This is a genomic window from Aminobacter sp. BA135 (assembly GCF_050859125.1).
GTDB lineage: Bacteria > Pseudomonadota > Alphaproteobacteria > Rhizobiales > Rhizobiaceae > Aminobacter > Aminobacter ciceronei.
Window position 1 is genome coordinate 142,603 of record NZ_CP139574.1, and the last position, 15,269, is coordinate 157,871.

Genomic DNA, 15,269 nt, shown 5'->3' on the forward strand with positions numbered 1-15,269 from the left:
CCACCTGGCAAGGCAACGATCAATGCGAGCAAAACGCACCACATGAATGCAAACCGCAGGCGTACAGAACTTCTGAAAATCATTTCTCTCTCCCATTGTTGTAAAAGGTGCTTGCCCGATCGCCGATCCAGGGCACGCCTGATGCGTAGCCGCGTGGCATCGCTGCCTGGCCTCGCGCGATCCGGCTATGCGTTCAGCTTCGACGTGGCTGGCTTTCGCGGGCTATGGTGCCGTCCGGCATGGATGCGCGAAGGCGGTTCGTCTCGCCGTCCAGGCCGCGATGCTCAGCAGGCTGGCGCCGGCTATCCGCCGGCAGCGCTTCCGCGCCGCGGTCCCCCAATGCCTGGAGATCCGCCAGAGCCGACTGAATTTGCGGCCAGGGGAATGCCGATGTGTCGCCCATGTTCTCGCCACCGCCGGCAATGATCTTCAGTTTGGCGATCACCCCGGCAAGTGACTGAGCGGGTGTGGTGGCAACAGCGTCGAGGATCTCCTCTTCAGCCTCAACGGCCTGTGCCTCGGCGGCACGGGTTCGCGAGTATCCGACCTTCTGGTCAAGCTCGTCCCAACGTGTCTGCTGACCTGCTGGCTGCGGTGCGTTGTGCCCGTCTTTCTCAGCTCCACCGCTCGGTTCAGAAGCCCTCAGGGCATTCCTGATCCTTATCTCCAGACGCTGCTGCAGCCGGCACAAAACCACGGCCATGTGATGTGCTTGTTCCCATTCCTGCAGAAGGACCACGCATGGGTCGATGGGCCCAAGCAAACGCGCGGCGATCTTCTCGGCCGGTCTTACGCCAACCGAGCTGTCACCTTCCGCCCCGTCATCCACAGCACAGCTCTTCCTTCGTCCCCCTTGGGTGACGAAAGGCAAAGCTGTGGTATTGTCGGAATCAGCCATGATCCGAGCTCCAACCAGCTTGGGTTTGGTCAGGCCGAAGAAGGTGTTGACGCACCTTGTTCGGCCGTTTGCGACCTTCATCGCATTACTGCGCGACCATCGGATAATGTCAACCAAAAATGATAAATTTCGACAATTAGAATGATTTCAGTTGAGCAATGTAGAGGCGCGCGCGCAATGCTAGGGTGGAGTCAGGATGAACTTGCGCGTCTTGCGGCAATCTCGCGCGCAACGATAGTTGATTTTGAACGCGGGGCGCGAGTCCCCCATCGGAATAGTCTAACTGCAATCCGCAGGGCATTGGAGGCTGGCGGTATTCAGTTCATTCCGGAAAATGGTGGCGGAGCGGGATTGCGGTTTGAGAAGCCGACCCGGAGTCCTGATGATTGAGAGAAACGCTAACCCATAGCCTGACGTGACCCGTCAGCAAGTTGGGGCGCCACGCGTCACCTTCTTGTAGCCCAAGACGATCCCTAGCAGGCGCGCCAACTGCAGCTGGCGGGTGGGAGTGGGGTTGAGCTGCAGCTGGCGCTAAGCTCATGAGTTGCCTTGGGGGGCGGCAGGAGCCTGACTGCAAATTAGACACAGCTAACGCAACGTCAAGCAACGCCAGCGTGTCTGGCGGAGACTACCGCAACTGGCAAATGCCTGGGCTTTTAGCCCTGATGATCGCGCGCTGCGCCTGCCGCTTCTCGTAGACCTGTACTCGAACCAGAAATTTCTGACCGCCCCTGGAACCAGAGCGGTATCTTGGCCGTCTGACTATGCCTTGGTCTTCCTTCCAGCTTTTTTCAGAGGCTTCTTGTCGCCAGGCTTTCGACCGAGGCCGAGCTGCTTCGCCAGCTCCGAGCGCCTTGCCGAATATCCGGGAGCTACCATCGGGTAGTTAGAGGGCAGGGACCACTTGGAACGATATTCTTCAGGGGTAAGCCCCAAAATACCAAGATGCCGCTTCAGGGTTTGATACTTCTTACCGTCTTCCAGGCTGATGATGTAACCATCCGTGACAGTCTTCTTAACAGGCATCCGGGGTGTTGGTCGCTCTTCCACCGGCGCCGACGGAGTGCCGAGCGTGCTGATGCTGGAATGGATTTGGGCAATCAAGCCAGGCAGTTCTCCGGCCGGGACTGGATTGTTCGAAACATAGGCGGCCACGATGTCGGCGGTGAGCTCAATCAGCTGACTATTGGGCTTCAGCAATACTTCGGTCATCACAATACCTCGGGACAGTACTCAGTTACCTATCTCCGGTAGCGGAATTTTGCCGGCGACGAAACCCGGGGGTTCCAAAAAGGTACGAGTTCAGCCGCGTTGGACGACCGTTTTGCGCCCGCAAGTCGGTCATGGAAACCGTTGTTCCCCCTCCCGAAAGCAGTCATGGCATTTTTCTGACGCGATGACATGTTTGTGCTTTCAATCTCGGGGTTCAACTGGACATACCGGGTCGCTCTCGAACATCGAGGCGATCTAGCCGCTCATCTGCCAGCAGAACGGTTGAGCCTACGAGGGTGACCTGAATTTCTGAATTTCACGGCCTCCCATACGCGGTGCTCTGGCCGGAACCACTAAATCTTCAGCTGCTTGAAGAATGCCTCATTTCTTAACCTGGCGTCCTTTAGTACGTACTTATAGCTGAGCGCCTGGACGAAGGCCCGGTAATCCGAATTGTAGCCATAGAACCCGCCTCCACCAGGCAGCGGCACGTTGATCTGTGCGAGCCTGAGCCACTTGCGCATGTTCGGAGTGAAATCAGCGATGATGTAGCAGAAGAAGGGAGTGTCGGCCGTGACTTCCTGGATTTGCCCGCCGTCCTTATCAAGGATTTTGCCGTTCTGAAGATCCTCGATGTAGCTGTAGATTTGAACGAAGGGGTTTTCCTCCTCGTCATACTCGCTACGGACTGGCTTCTTGAATTCCACGATGACGACAGGCTGGTCAGTGCCAGGACGATGGTAGGCGGACCTGCCCGCAAACAACAGAACGTCCGGTCTGTCGGAAGATGTGTGCTCGCTGACGATCTTTTTAAGGGCTTTATCGGAAGCCCAATATTCGTAGTAAGTTAGCTTGTCGTCCACGATCCAAAGATTATGCTTATCGACGTTGACATCTTTATTGGTGACTCGCATCGGCACGATAAAACTGTGCAATGCCTCTTCGGAGTGATGCTTCATCGTACCATCTGGCTTGTACTGAAGCCGCTTCTCCAGCAGGTCGAGAACGATTTTTCGGCGGACTGTGTAATCCGCAAGCACGGAGAATTCGTGCTCCGTCAGCCGGCCCAACAGCTCTGCAACCCCGGCTTCAACAGGGTCCTCTTCCTTTGGCTCCGTCCTAGAAAGAACTTCGACCTTGCGCTCGATATCCCGGTTGTCGCGGTAGTCCAGTACTGCAAGCTGCTGATAAATCTGCTCAGCGGTGCGGAAGTTCCGGGGGACACTTGACACGACGAACTCTTTCGGATCGTCTACGAGATACGCGTATCGCGGGTACTTCTTAATGACCGACTTGGTGATATCGGCCTGCTTTTGAATCACCCGTTCTATCGATGTGGCGAGCACTTGGCGGATCGCGTCAAAGGTTTTCCGCTTAATGGCTTCGAGCAAATCCGCGTCCAGATCGAATGCGGTACGTTCTGAATTGACCGAGTCATCGAGGATTTTCCCGGAGAGAACGCCTGCATAGGCGTAAGACAGCTTATCGCGGTCGATGTAGGTCACCAGGCCCAATGCAAGCCCAATGTCGAACTCGGCAACCACCCGGCCATGGGCAGCAAGATAAATTTTGTGCGCGGCCTTGCCCTCCACCACCGACTTTTCGAGGAGGTTGTGTTCGAGCTTCAAGGAGATATCGTCGTTGATCGCGAGGGGAATGGCGCTGAGAGCCAATTCCTTCTCCTTCAGATATGCGCCCAGCTCAATTGACTCAGCGGTGCCCTCGATTGTGATCTTCGGACGCACTGGAGAAATTAAGTACGGGAGGAAATGAGCGACGACTTTTCGAACTGTCGTGTCGAACTTTGTGGGAAAGTGCTTGGCATATGCGGACTTCATCCGCCGGAGAACCACTGTCGTGCCGAGATCAACGCCTCTTGTTTCGGCGAGTACGTAACCTGATAGAGGCGCTTCGTTGTTGAGAACCAGAGTGAAGGAACGCTGATATAGCTTATCGCCCTCTTCAAAGACGCTAGTGACGTGTGCTTCGGCGAACACTTTCAACCAAGATAGACGACCCAGGCCCTTTCCGCCGCGCTTGACCTTATGATCGCTGTCATAGGTCATGAATGAGCTAAAGTTGTCCTTGTTCAGGCCAATACCGTTGTCTCGTATCTCAATAGATGGGTTGTTTGATTCAGGATCTATGAGAGCGATATCGATTTTGCCCAGCTCCGCCCATTTCTCTTCGTAACGATCTTGAATGGCGTGGAGCGAATTGTAGACGGCTTCCCACAGCGGCAGCAGAGAATTTGAGGGCGTCGAAGTCCCGAGAACGTAGTTGTGAACCCTTCGAACCAAGTTCGCCTGAAATGTCATATCTTCGGTCATAGTCGTGTCCCCCACGACTACTAATCAGCTGTGGCGACCTTTGCCAAGGTATGTGTTGGGCTGGGTATACAGAAGAGCTTGGCTACCAGGGGCGCAGCGTCCTCCACCCAGATAGCCAACACCACAAAAAAGCCACCGATAAGAATGTCACAATAGCGAAGCGCCAAGACGAGTCACGCTGCCGGGGGGGCCTGTCGGATTGGAAGTTCCAGACGTTGGTGCTCCAATGACCGCTTTTTCGCTGCGCCCATCATTACATCGGCGATCTAGACCGATGCCTGCCGCCTGTTTTTCACGCTGTTTGGCGTACATATCCGGAACATTTTTTCCGGCAAGAATCGAGGTGTGCGGCCTAGTCCCGTGATGGGAATCAAAATGTGCTTGTTTTTTACGTTTCTGTTTCATATATTCGCGTTGTGAAACAAAAACGTCGCAGGGCGAGTTAGGGTCTTCACGTGGAAAATGTCATCCCATTTCCGTATGCAGTCGCGCCGGTCCAGCCGGTGGGCCATTTTATCCGATTGGGCGAATCCGGCTATAACAAGCTAGCCAACCTTCACGCGGCAGGCCGTTTCCCGGCAACGCGGGTTGTTGTCGATGCATCGCGGCTGAAGCATCAAAAGGAGTTGGTGTCAGCGTTGCGCGCCAAAGGTGCTGAGGTCGTGCTCGACACTAAGGTCGCTGAACTCTCTGCGTTGGAGAAATTCGAAGGCTATGCTCGTCATGCGCCGTGGGCGGGATTGGGGCATGGCGGCCCGCTTACGCCGGCACATTTCGATCCAAAGCGAGCGGAAGATATCTTTGGGCAAATCGCCCGGTTCGCTATCGAGTACAAGGTTCATGCCGTGTTGGCACCTGGCCATTTTCTCGCCGATCCGACGTTTGGCGGATGGTTCGATATCGACCGGGCGTCGTGCCTCGCTCTGCGCCGTGCGCTCGACCGCGAAGGCGGCCGCGAAATTGCGATCGACTACCAGCTGATTGTGCCGCACACCGCGTTGAATGATGACGCTGCGCGTAGCGATTTTCTAGGCGGGCTGCAGGATCTGCCTTATGATAATCTGTGGGTACGCGCTTCTGGATTTGGCAACGACGCAGGTCCGTTGACGACGAAGCGGTTCATTACAGCAATGGCTGGTTTGCATAATCTCGGCAAACCGATCATTGCGGACTATCTCGGCGGGCTGGTCGGACATGCTGCATTGGCATTCGGCGCGATTTCGGGTCTGAGCCACGGGATCGGCGAGAAAGAGCGCTTCGATGCGCATTCGTGGCACAAGCCGGCCAAGAAAGCCGATAACAGTAACTTCGGCCGCGCCACGCGCATTTTCATGGCAGGGCTCGACCGCTCCGCCACAATTCCTGAACTCGAATTGATGGCTGACGCAAGAGGCGGACGCAGGATAGTCACGTGCTGCGATCGCGCCTGCTGCCCGCATGGTTTGAAAGATACGATCGCCGATCCTCGTCAACATGCCGCATACCAGAGTTTCACGATGATGGCGGAGTTGGCCGCGGTGCCGGATTTGAACCGCGAGCAGCATTTCCTCAGCGGCCGCATGGCCGATGTCGATCGCCAAGCTAGGCAGGCTAAGGAACTGAAGTTCGATGTCACCGAAGCAGCCGGTCGAAAGATAGATGTGGCGCAGCTGACTAAGCGCCTCGTGGACCACAGCAAGCAGGTCGAAAAGATGCGGCTGAGCCTTGAGGACCTGCACGAAAGTCGGGCAGATGGCGGGGCGCGTGTGCGGTCGCTAGCAGCGCGGGCGACGGATCAGAGGGCAGGCAAGGCTGGATTGAAGTGAGTACCATGCAACAAGGGGCGGTCGTTCGATATCTGGGAGAACTCCAGGATTTTGGCGGTCTCAAATTCACAGACATCGCCAACATAACCGACGTGTCCAAGGCGACCGTCTCGCGATGGAAGGCAGGCTCGATAAAGCCCCATCCACGCAACGAACTGATCCTATCTGATCTGCACTACATCGTCGGCCGCTTGCAGGAGTATTATACAGCAGACGACATTCGTACCTGGCTCTATGCGCGCCACCCACAGCTCGAAGGAAAACGGGCGATCGATCTCATTAATCAAGGCAAATCGATCGAGGTGTTACAGATCCTCGATCGTCTTGAGGCCGGGGCGTATCTGTAATCCATGACAAAGACGATAGCACCTCGGGACAGCAAGCTCATCGATGCTCTCGAGGTGCTCCCCCATACACCGCTTACAACTACCGCCTGGCGCGTGGTGCGCGACGGCCGAGACGTCAGCCAATGCAGCGCATCGGGCGGCAGGTGGGATGACGGCACGTTCGATGTTCTCTATACATCGCTAGCGCGCGACGGAGCGATCGCAGAGATGTATTTTCATCTCCTGCGCGGCCAGCCGGTTTTCCCGTCCAAGGCCCAGTTCCGACTCTACGAACTCAAAGTCTCATTGGAGGAGGTATTGCGATTGCCAACGGTGCCTGAGCTTGCGGCGCTGGGCCTCGACACGACACGCTACGGGCAATTGTCCTACGCCGAGCGAATGCTGGAATATCCACGGACCCAAGAGGTGGCCGAAGTAGCACATTTTATGGATTTTGATGGACTGCTGGTGCCTAGCGCCAGGTGGCCAGCTTCAAATTTGGTAGTTTTCTGTGACCGCTTGGCGCCTGATGGCCTAGAAATCGTCCAAGATCACGGCCTGATCGACTGGTTGGATTGGCAACGCGCGAACAAGGTGATGCTGTGAAGAGACCAACACCTCGCAGATCATCTGCAGGAACGATGTTCAGCCTAGCACTCCACCCTCACATTTTGCTTGTTACAAAATATGGGTTTGCGTCCTCATCGAACTCGATTTCCATGTTCTTAACTTTGAACAGGGCGCAGTTCAGAAGCTCTGCAATTGTAATGTCGAAAAAAGCAATATTGTACCCATCTTCTCCGAATGTGCTTTTGTAAGCAATTCCGTCGTATCCTTCCGCTTTGAAAAGCTCTGCCAGAACTTGGGTTACGGCATAGTCCGCCGTATCGTCGCTACGTGTCGCGGGTTCAGCAAATGCCCGGTCGATATGAGACCATACGGCTTCCTCGCGCTTTTCTGGGGGCGGTTCTTCGAGGAAAAGTGGGGTGCGTTTGTGATTGACCGAGCAATCAACAATGCTCAGCTTCCGCAGCGTCCTCAGTTGGGCAACGGAAACGTGAGCACCGATCCACGGTCTTACCTCGGACATCGCCGTATCACGAGTGGTAGCAACGTACAGGAAGGGGATGCCCTTTGGATTGGCGCGACCTTCATGTGCTCGGTCAGATAGCGGAATCATCCGACCTGGCGGGAAAGGACAAGGGATTTCATCATCGATCTGTGGCTCATGTTCCCAGCCATGGCCGAGCTGCGCACGCCAGAATATCCGGCCTGATGGAACGTCGCTAAGTCGTGACTTGCAGGTCTCCGCGACAGTGCGCAAAAAAGCATCGGATTTTGGGGTCCGAACATAACGCCGATTGCGCCTGATTTCCTGACTAAAATGCCAATAGCTACGCCAACTTTCGAAGTCCATTACCCGCCTCCGGTGCAAGGTTATGCTGGAAAACTTTTTGGCAAGGGCGGCCGCCCTGGATCTACGAAGATCAGATACTAGATGTCCAGTCCTTGGATTTCTCAGCGCCATTTCGTGAAATCCAAATACTCAGCGGTAGAGCGCGCAGCAGCCACAACACGAAGACGAACACCCAGGTCGGAATTGCCTTCGTTCAGTTGATGCGCCCCATGCCCTCCCGTTACTTGGCGCGATCATAGCTGAAACGCGGCCAGGAAAATCGCGCGATTAAACAACGGATTGGCGCACAGGTTCGAGTGGGTGCGGGGTCGTCGCCGCTTGTTGGAACGCCGCGAGAAAGCGACACCTCAACGAGGACCCGCAGCCCAGTCCAAAGCAAAGCGCAACGCCGAACGAACTCGTCACGTCAGCCCGAAGAGCTTCACCGTGCGCCTCGACCGAGTCAAGAGGACGATTTCAAGATGGATCGAAGCAATTCTGACGTAAAAGAACAGGCCGACCGAGACTTAGTTAAGAACTGGGTGTCTCAAACTCGAGAGGTCGTCCGTCGCATTATCGCTTGTTTGCGTCATAGCGCCGAATGGCAGTTATCGCGATTTTAATTGCCGCCGTTCGCGTCGGCAGCTATTCGCACTAGCCCCCTAGAAGCCGCCAGTCCGGTTGCGGCCCCAATTGGGCCAATACTGCCGATCGCCGCGGTGAAATCAATTTACGTCAAATGGCGCTCAGGCGGCGACAGTGACATCCGCGTGGATCATCTCTCGGCAGCAATGCACGCTATGCCTGACACCATGCCCTTCATCCCCCCAGAGAGGTTCGCTCGGTGAGGTGGAGGTTCTTTTGCCAGGCGGTCTGGATTCGGGCTTCGATGACCTGGAGTGCCATGCGATGAGCGCGCGCGACGTCGAATTCGCCCTGGCGATGGGCGAATTGCAGCCAGAACCCATAGGACAGGCAGACAATGGTCTCGGCGATGTCGTCGGCCTCTTCCTTCGACACCAGGTCCTTCAGCGATCTGGCGAGATATTTGCGCAATTGATAGTCGCAGAGGCGCTGCATGCGATCGAAAGCCGGGTCATATGGGACGCGACTCCAGAAATAGAGCCAAGCCGACACCGCCAGGGGGGACACCTGCGAGGGCGCGAAATTGCCATCGACGATCGCCACGATCTCGTCGATCGTGCTTTTTGCCTGCTTGCGCCTGTCGCGGACTTCGCGGAGCAAACTGCCGACCAGGTCCGACATCGTCTCGGCGATCAGCGCTTCCTTGGTGCCGAAATAGTGGGTGATAATGCTAGTGGCTACGCCTGCCTCCGTAGCAATCTTCTTCAGTGTTAGGTCATCGATGCCATCGCGATGCAGAACCAGATAAGTGGCGTCGATCAACTGCTTCCGGCGAATGGGCGCCATGCCCAATTTCGGCATTTCAATAAATCCTCATGCGCAATCAGACCCGATAGTATCTCACCTCGCCAAAAAGCACAGAGGCAAGGCGACAGTGCTCGTAGCATCTACATCAAGGTAGTATCCGGCTTCGGAGAATAGCTCCAGTGACGAACACGGCTTGCCGACGCTTGTTGTCAATCTTTGGTCCGTCGCTCCGCATGCGGCGGGCGATCAGGTTGATTGCGATGTCCTATCGGAAAGACCGGATCAACAATAGAGAGGACCGCGGGCGGCCGAGGCCGTCCGCGGTCCGAAGCATTTTTGATAACATCAGCCTGATTGGCTAACGGGCCGATATTTGATCATTCGGCCGCGTGTTGGACCGGAATGCTCGGCTCAAGGCCCCGCGGGATCTTCTTTTCCTTGTCATAGAGCGGCATGTCGTCGAGGATCGCGACATGCGTGTTGCCGTCCCGGCAGAACACCTCTACCGCAGTTCCTGAAGCAATGGAGGTGCTGAGGCGGACGATCGCCACACCCTGCTTGAGATAGGGCGACCAGGCGCCCGCAGTGACGAAACCGACCTTCTTGCCGGCGATCGACACTGCGCCGAGACGAAGCGGTTCGCCGCCTGGGCACTTGAGGCCGACGACACGGTTCGAACCGGTGGCCTTGGCCAGCGCGGCCTTGCCGACGAAGTCGTCCTTGCTAAGGTCGACGAATGCACCGAGGCCAGCCTCGAACGGAGTCATGGTTTCATCCATGTCAGAGCCGTTGTTGAGGATGCCGCCTTCGATGCGGCGGATGTCCATGCTGTCGAGTGCGCAGATCTCCATGCCGTGCGGCTTGCCGGCTGCGATGAAGCTTTCCCACATGGCTGCGCCATCAAATTTGCCGCCGTTCGGCAGCGTGTAGACTTCGAATCCCATCTCGTTGGTCCAGCCGGTGCGCGATAGGATCACCGGCTGGCCGCCGATGGTCGTCCTTGCCACGGAGAAGTATTTGAATTCAGCCGGAACGCCGGTGTCGCTGAGCTTCGCCAGGATGTCGAGCGAGGCCGGGCCCTGGATCTGCGTGACCCAGGATGCCGGGTCCGAGATTTCGACGTCGAGATCCTGCGAGTGGGCAATGAACCAGGAGAAAACAGGACCGTCAGCCTGGACGTACCAGTAGGTGTCTTCCTCGAGACGCATCAGCACGCCGTCGCACAGGATCGTACCGTTAGGGTAACACAGCAAACCGTAACCGGCGCGACCGGGCTTCAGCTTTGCGCAATCGCGGGTGAACACGCGGTTGCAGAACTTTGCGGCATCCGGCCCCTTGATCTGGACAGGGCGTTCGCCGGTGTCGAACAGGCCGGCCTTGGTGCGCAGCGCCCAATAGCCGTCCAGGCGGTCGATCTTCTGCGACACCGGCATCAGGCGATTGTTGTAGACCGTGTACTTCGCGCCGTTGGCAACGTGGAATTGCGAGTAGGGTCCGCGGATAGTGCCGTAGTCCCAACCTGGCTCTTCATGGGCCGAGACAACGAGGCGGGTGAGGTTGGCTGTCATGATGGTTCCTCCTGTTATGACAACGGAATTTCTGTCGATTGGATAGGAATTGAAGGGATTGGACAGGCGCTCAGAGCGCCTCGGCCAGGTGCGGCTGGCCGCGCGCAGGTCTCTGCGACTGCAGCCCGCGCAGCCATTCGGCCGTCTTCTCAAAGCTGCCGAACGGGTAGAAGTGGACAGACCGGAAAATTGGCCGCCCTGACTTGCGCACGCCATCTGCCAGTTCGAGCAGCGTGTCTTCGGGCGAAAAGGACGTGGCCAGCTTGAAGGCGCGGCCGGCGTGGCGTGTCAGCATGCCAAAAGAGGCGCCGACGCCGCAATCCTTGGCGAAGCGCATGAGGGTGGTCATTTTGGCGAGGCCGGGCAGGCCGACATCCACGGCGATGCCGGGCGCGGCGTTTTCGACGAAGTCGGCATGCCAGGCAAACAGCTTGTCGGTGTCGAACAGGAACTGTGTGACAAGCGACACGTCCAGGCCCACCTTGGCGGCATATTCGCACTTGTCGATCAAGGCGTTGCGCAGCGCTTCCCGGGCCACTCCAGGGTGGCCTTCAGGATGTCCGGCCAAGCCGATGGCCTCAATGCCATGGCCTTCGAGCATGCCTGTCCTCAGCACATCCAGCGAGGCGGCGTAGGGGCCTTCGGGGCGCGCCACATCGCCGCCAACCAACAGGACCTGCTTGACCGCAGCGCGCGCGGCGAGCTTGCCGAGGAACCCCTTGAGTTCGTCATGGCTTGCGAAGCGTCGCGCCGGGATGTGCGGCACCGGCTCCATGCCCTGATGTCGGAGCTTTTCGGCGGCGTCGACGATTTCAGCGGTTGAACCCGACGTATAGGCGACGTAGACACGCGTGCCTGCTGGAAGATGATCGCGAAGATCATCAAACTTCTGGGTGTCTTTCGGCAATGCTTCTATGGAGAAGTTTCCGACGAGCGCGCCAATGGCCTCGTCGAGATCACTTCTCGTGACCGACAATCTCATTCCCTTCCTCCCATTAACTGCATGACGTCGAACCGCGGAACTTTTTTCGCCTTCGGTCAGTCATGTGGCGCCGTATTTAGTATAGTGATACGATAATAGCAACAGCGAATTTGTCGTGAGCGTTTCCTGACCCCAGCCAACTGGCTCGATAGACGTGAGTATTTCCGACGTCGCGAATGATGCGACGACCCTGAGGTCTCTCCCATATTATCAACTAAATCAATGTGTTCACTAATGGTATGTCCATGCCGCTCGGCGGCGCGACCGCAGCGCGAAACAAACCTCGTTCTCAGCATCCGAGGCGTGCCTATAGGTGCGGTAGGCGATCAAAATGCGTGAGCACCTTGATTTAATCGTACCATGATACTAATAAAGCGCCGCCGATAGTCGGAAGAGGCAGCGCGGCCTGCGCCCAACACAAATGTCGGCATTGCTCTGGGAGGAGAAAATCAATGACAGACATACCTATGACGGTCCCCGCTAACCGGGACCACCGGCTCATCCGGTCGCTGACCTGGGTAGACGCCTTCTGGGTCACCAGCGGCGTGCCTGCCCTGGTCCTATTCACCATCGGACCGATCGCGGCCACCGCCGGCAACATTTCGGTGGCGGTCTGGACTGCCTCGATCGTGATTGGGTTCATCCAGGCTTTCACTTACGGCGAGATCGCCAGCCTCTTCCCGCACAAGTCGGGCGGGGCGTCCGTCTATGGGGCAATCGCTTGGGTGCGCTACAGCAAACTGCTGGCTCCCATCTCGGTATGGTGCAACTGGTTTGCCTGGTCGCCCGTGCTAGCAATCGGAGTTAGCCTCGGGGCCGGTTACATCCTTGGCGTACTGTTTCCCGCCGATTCAGTGGTCAACACCTGGCAGATCACACTCATCGATCTTGGTTGGCTACGCACCGGGCTCACACTTCGAATCAACGCGACCTTTCTCCTTGGCTTTGTATTGATGCTGATCGTCTTTGCGATCCAGCACCGTGGCATCCTGTCGACAGCCAAGCTTCAGAAGATCTTCGCCGTTTCGTCATTGCTGCCGCTGGTGCTGATCGGCGTCGTTCCGCTCTTCACCGGCGATATCGTGTCGTCGAACTTCACCCCGTTCGTCCCGCTCACCCACGATACCGCCGGCAATGTCGTCAACGGCGCCTGGAACTGGCAGGGCATGGTGGTTGTCGCCGGCAGCATGCTGATGGCGGCGTGGTCGACCTACGGCTTCGAGACGGCTGTCTGCTACACCCGAGAGTTCAAGAACCCGGCTGCCGACACATTCAAGGCGCTGCTGTATTCGGGCCTTTTCTGCCTCGTCATCTTCATCCTCGTCCCACTTGCCTTCCAAGGATCGCTCGGCCTCGCTGGCATGCTGGCGCCTGATATCTATAGCGGCATGGGCGTAGCCAAGGCGATGGCGGCAATGGTCCATGCCGGCGGCATTATGACCAACGTCATCATCGTGATGCTCGTCTGCACCTTGCTGCTGTCGATCATGACGGCCATGGCCGGCTCCTCACGCACGCTGTATCAGGGTGCGGTCGACGGCTGGCTGCCGCGCTACCTCGATCATGTAAACGAACACGGTGCACCTACTCGCGCCATGTGGACCGATCTCGGCTTCAACCTGATCCTGCTTCTGCTGTCGGATATCGTTTTCATCCTGGCGGCGTCTAATGTCGGCTACATCATCTTCATATTCATGAACCTGAACTCCGGGTGGATCCATCGCATCGACCGCAAGAACTGGGAGCGCCCGTTCCGGGCGCCGAACTGGCTGCTCGCGGCAGGTACCTTCCTGGGCTATGTCAACCTCGTCTTCCTTGGCATGGGCGCCGACATCTGGGGCGAGGGGACATTGGTGACCGGCTTGTTCTTCGCCGCGCTCATCCTGCCAGTCTTCATGTTCCGCCACTACATCCAGGACAAGGGACACTTCCCAGCTGCGATGAAGGAAGACATGCATTTGGGGCATGAGGAGGGGGCCACTAAGGCTGGTATGCTGCCCTATCTGGCGCTCGCCGGCGGTGTTGCGGTCGTCGCAATCTCTCACTGGCTGGCACTCTAGCCGATTCCCCCGGACGAAAGCGTGTGCTCCGCTTTCGTCCACATCGCTGGTGCGGGCGGCATCGCCGCACCAGCTGGCCCGAGCCGTGAACGGGATCCTGCCAGGAAGGGCGAAGCGCCCGATTTTTAAGCATCAGGAGAAACGTATGAACGCGCCGAACAAGCACGCGGCATTTTCCGCAGTTGCGTCGTTGCCGGACGCTGATGTCTCGGACCTGCAGCGCGATTCGAGGTCGGCGACAGAGTTCCTTGTGCTGGTGCTGCCCGGTTTCTCTCAGCTCTGCCTTGCCTCGCTGATAGAACCCCTTCGACTTGCCAACTCGCTCACGCGCTCCTCACTTTTCGATTGGACAATCCACAGCGTGGACGGAAACCCGGTCCGATGCGCCAGCGGCCTAACGATGGGCGTGGCCGGAAGCTTGGCGGACGTAGCGAAAAGCTTCCATCCGAACGTTAACCTGGTTCTGTGCGCCGGCGAGAATGTCGAGAGGTTCCGGGGTGCCGTGTTGCGCAGCTACCTCCGTCAGGCATTGCGGGCCAGGGTGCCGATCTACGCGCTCGGCACCGCGGCATGGTTGCTTGCTGACGCAGCTATCTTGCGCAACGCGCGTTGCACTATCCACTGGAGTCGGATGGCAGCCCTATCAGAAAAATTCGAAGACCTTGCGGTCGATGATGCATTGTTTGTCCGCCACGGACAGATCGTCACCTGCGCCGGAGAGTTTGCCGCCTTCGATCTCGCCATGGATCTGGTTCAAAAGCAGGGTGGTGCCAACCTCGCAGGCAGTATCTGCCAACATGTAGCGGCCGATCGATGGCGGGACGGCGCCAGCTGCCAGTCCGTACCGCCGGGCCTGCGCTACAGCGGTGCCGGAAAGCGGTTGTTACCGATCATCAAACTGATGGAAGCAAATCTGGAGGATCCGCTGTCACTAGAGGAAATCTCGCGCCATGTTGCTGTTTCGCGCCGACAAATCGAGAGACTTTTCGAACGCCACCTGTCACGCACACCCTTCCAGCACTATTTGGCCCTGCGATTGGCCAAGGCGCGACAGTTGATCGAACTGACCGACATGACGATCATGGATGTGGCCGTGGCCTGCGGCTTTGTTTCGTCCTCGCATTTCTCAAAGACGTTTCGCGATAATTTCGGAGTGCTGCCGAGAGAGCTGCGAATGCTGGACCGCGCTTGACTGGCCTTCCTATCGACTGGTGTTTAATGAGCGACTTGGTCGTAACGACCGGTGTAAGTGGCCGGCAAGCGTTCTTCGCTTGAAAAGCATATACCGCCTTTTCCGTGT

14 protein-coding genes are annotated in these 15,269 nt (G+C 57.3%); 6 read left to right on the plus strand and 8 right to left on the minus strand.

Features of this window, described 5'->3' with window-relative positions; translation table 11 throughout:
* Nucleotides 1-193 precede the first annotated feature (193 nt).
* Nucleotides 194-979, minus strand: coding sequence for a hypothetical protein (locus SLT36_RS31285; RefSeq protein ID WP_432289622.1), 786 nt, complete (start codon nt 977-979; stop codon nt 194-196).
* Between the two features lie 96 nt (nt 980-1,075).
* Here SLT36_RS31285 and SLT36_RS31290 point away from each other — a divergent pair, with 96 nt between their 5' ends.
* Complete coding sequence (locus SLT36_RS31290; RefSeq protein WP_432289675.1) at nt 1,076-1,288, plus strand: helix-turn-helix domain-containing protein; 213 nt, start codon at nt 1,076-1,078, stop codon at nt 1,286-1,288.
* A gap of 372 nt (nt 1,289-1,660) precedes the next feature.
* Here the strand turns inward: SLT36_RS31290 and SLT36_RS31295 are convergent, their stop codons facing one another.
* The 3 genes from SLT36_RS31295 to SLT36_RS31305 all read right to left on the minus strand — a co-directional run bounded on the left by SLT36_RS31295 (nt 1,661) and on the right by SLT36_RS31305 (nt 4,845).
* Complete coding sequence (locus tag SLT36_RS31295) at nt 1,661-2,110, minus strand: MucR family transcriptional regulator (protein ID WP_432289624.1); 450 nt, start codon at nt 2,108-2,110, stop codon at nt 1,661-1,663.
* Between the two features lie 353 nt (nt 2,111-2,463).
* Nucleotides 2,464-4,440, minus strand: a complete 1,977-nt coding sequence (locus SLT36_RS31300) for an ATP-binding protein (RefSeq protein WP_432289626.1) — start codon at nt 4,438-4,440, stop codon at nt 2,464-2,466.
* 147 nt (nt 4,441-4,587) lie between these two features.
* Entirely contained in the window at nt 4,588-4,845 is a 258-nt protein-coding gene (locus tag SLT36_RS31305) for a hypothetical protein (protein WP_432289628.1), read from the minus strand.
* Nucleotides 4,846-4,895: 50 nt separating this feature from the next.
* Between SLT36_RS31305 and SLT36_RS31310 the strand changes: the two genes are divergently transcribed.
* From SLT36_RS31310 to SLT36_RS31320, 3 genes are read left to right on the plus strand one after another with little or no spacing between them, the layout of a single operon-like run.
* Entirely contained in the window at nt 4,896-6,245 is a 1,350-nt protein-coding gene (locus tag SLT36_RS31310) for a hypothetical protein (protein ID WP_432289630.1), read from the plus strand.
* Nucleotides 6,246-6,250: 5 nt separating this feature from the next.
* The gene (locus tag SLT36_RS31315; protein WP_432289677.1) at nt 6,251-6,592 is read left to right on the plus strand and encodes an antitoxin Xre/MbcA/ParS toxin-binding domain-containing protein; all 342 of its coding nucleotides are present in this window, start codon (nt 6,251-6,253) and stop codon (nt 6,590-6,592) included.
* Between the two features lie 3 nt (nt 6,593-6,595).
* Nucleotides 6,596-7,177, plus strand: coding sequence for an RES family NAD+ phosphorylase (locus tag SLT36_RS31320; RefSeq protein ID WP_432289632.1), 582 nt, complete (start codon nt 6,596-6,598; stop codon nt 7,175-7,177).
* Nucleotides 7,178-7,235: 58 nt separating this feature from the next.
* On the opposite strand, the gene SLT36_RS31325 is transcribed toward SLT36_RS31320, so the two are convergent.
* From SLT36_RS31325 to SLT36_RS31340, 4 genes are all read right to left on the minus strand, one after another.
* Nucleotides 7,236-7,988 carry an RES family NAD+ phosphorylase gene (locus SLT36_RS31325; protein ID WP_432289634.1) on the minus strand — a complete coding sequence of 251 codons (753 nt, stop codon included), beginning with the start codon at nt 7,986-7,988 and terminating at the stop codon, nt 7,236-7,238.
* A gap of 798 nt (nt 7,989-8,786) precedes the next feature.
* Nucleotides 8,787-9,413, minus strand: a complete 627-nt coding sequence (betI, locus tag SLT36_RS31330; protein WP_281397517.1) for a transcriptional regulator BetI — start codon at nt 9,411-9,413, stop codon at nt 8,787-8,789.
* Nucleotides 9,414-9,736: 323 nt separating this feature from the next.
* Complete coding sequence (locus tag SLT36_RS31335; RefSeq protein ID WP_432289636.1) at nt 9,737-10,927, minus strand: aminomethyltransferase family protein; 1,191 nt, start codon at nt 10,925-10,927, stop codon at nt 9,737-9,739.
* A 70-nt stretch (nt 10,928-10,997) separates the two neighbouring features.
* Entirely contained in the window at nt 10,998-11,909 is a 912-nt protein-coding gene (locus SLT36_RS31340) for a methylenetetrahydrofolate reductase (protein WP_184770325.1), read from the minus strand.
* A 452-nt stretch (nt 11,910-12,361) separates the two neighbouring features.
* Between SLT36_RS31340 and SLT36_RS31345 the strand changes: the two genes are divergently transcribed.
* Entirely contained in the window at nt 12,362-13,969 is a 1,608-nt protein-coding gene (locus SLT36_RS31345) for an APC family permease (RefSeq protein ID WP_432289638.1), read from the plus strand.
* Between the two features lie 145 nt (nt 13,970-14,114).
* Nucleotides 14,115-15,161 carry a GlxA family transcriptional regulator gene (locus SLT36_RS31350; protein WP_432289640.1) on the plus strand — a complete coding sequence of 349 codons (1,047 nt, stop codon included), beginning with the start codon at nt 14,115-14,117 and terminating at the stop codon, nt 15,159-15,161.
* Nucleotides 15,162-15,269 lie beyond the last annotated feature (108 nt).

Coding starts and splice junctions, on each gene's coding strand:
- SLT36_RS31285 (WP_432289622.1), bottom strand. CDS start 979: ATGAAGGTCGCAAACGGCCGAACAAGGTGCGTCAACACCTTCTTCGGC.
- SLT36_RS31290 (WP_432289675.1), top strand. CDS start 1,076: ATGCTAGGGTGGAGTCAGGATGAACTTGCGCGTCTTGCGGCAATCTCG.
- SLT36_RS31295 (WP_432289624.1), bottom strand. CDS start 2,110: ATGACCGAAGTATTGCTGAAGCCCAATAGTCAGCTGATTGAGCTCACC.
- SLT36_RS31300 (WP_432289626.1), bottom strand. CDS start 4,440: ATGACCGAAGATATGACATTTCAGGCGAACTTGGTTCGAAGGGTTCAC.
- SLT36_RS31305 (WP_432289628.1), bottom strand. CDS start 4,845: ATGAAACAGAAACGTAAAAAACAAGCACATTTTGATTCCCATCACGGG.
- SLT36_RS31315 (WP_432289677.1), top strand. CDS start 6,251: ATGCAACAAGGGGCGGTCGTTCGATATCTGGGAGAACTCCAGGATTTT.
- SLT36_RS31320 (WP_432289632.1), top strand. CDS start 6,596: ATGACAAAGACGATAGCACCTCGGGACAGCAAGCTCATCGATGCTCTC.
- SLT36_RS31325 (WP_432289634.1), bottom strand. CDS start 7,988: ATGGACTTCGAAAGTTGGCGTAGCTATTGGCATTTTAGTCAGGAAATC.
- betI (WP_281397517.1), bottom strand. CDS start 9,413: ATGCCGAAATTGGGCATGGCGCCCATTCGCCGGAAGCAGTTGATCGAC.
- SLT36_RS31335 (WP_432289636.1), bottom strand. CDS start 10,927: ATGACAGCCAACCTCACCCGCCTCGTTGTCTCGGCCCATGAAGAGCCA.
- SLT36_RS31340 (WP_184770325.1), bottom strand. CDS start 11,909: ATGAGATTGTCGGTCACGAGAAGTGATCTCGACGAGGCCATTGGCGCG.
- SLT36_RS31345 (WP_432289638.1), top strand. CDS start 12,362: ATGACAGACATACCTATGACGGTCCCCGCTAACCGGGACCACCGGCTC.
- SLT36_RS31350 (WP_432289640.1), top strand. CDS start 14,115: ATGAACGCGCCGAACAAGCACGCGGCATTTTCCGCAGTTGCGTCGTTG.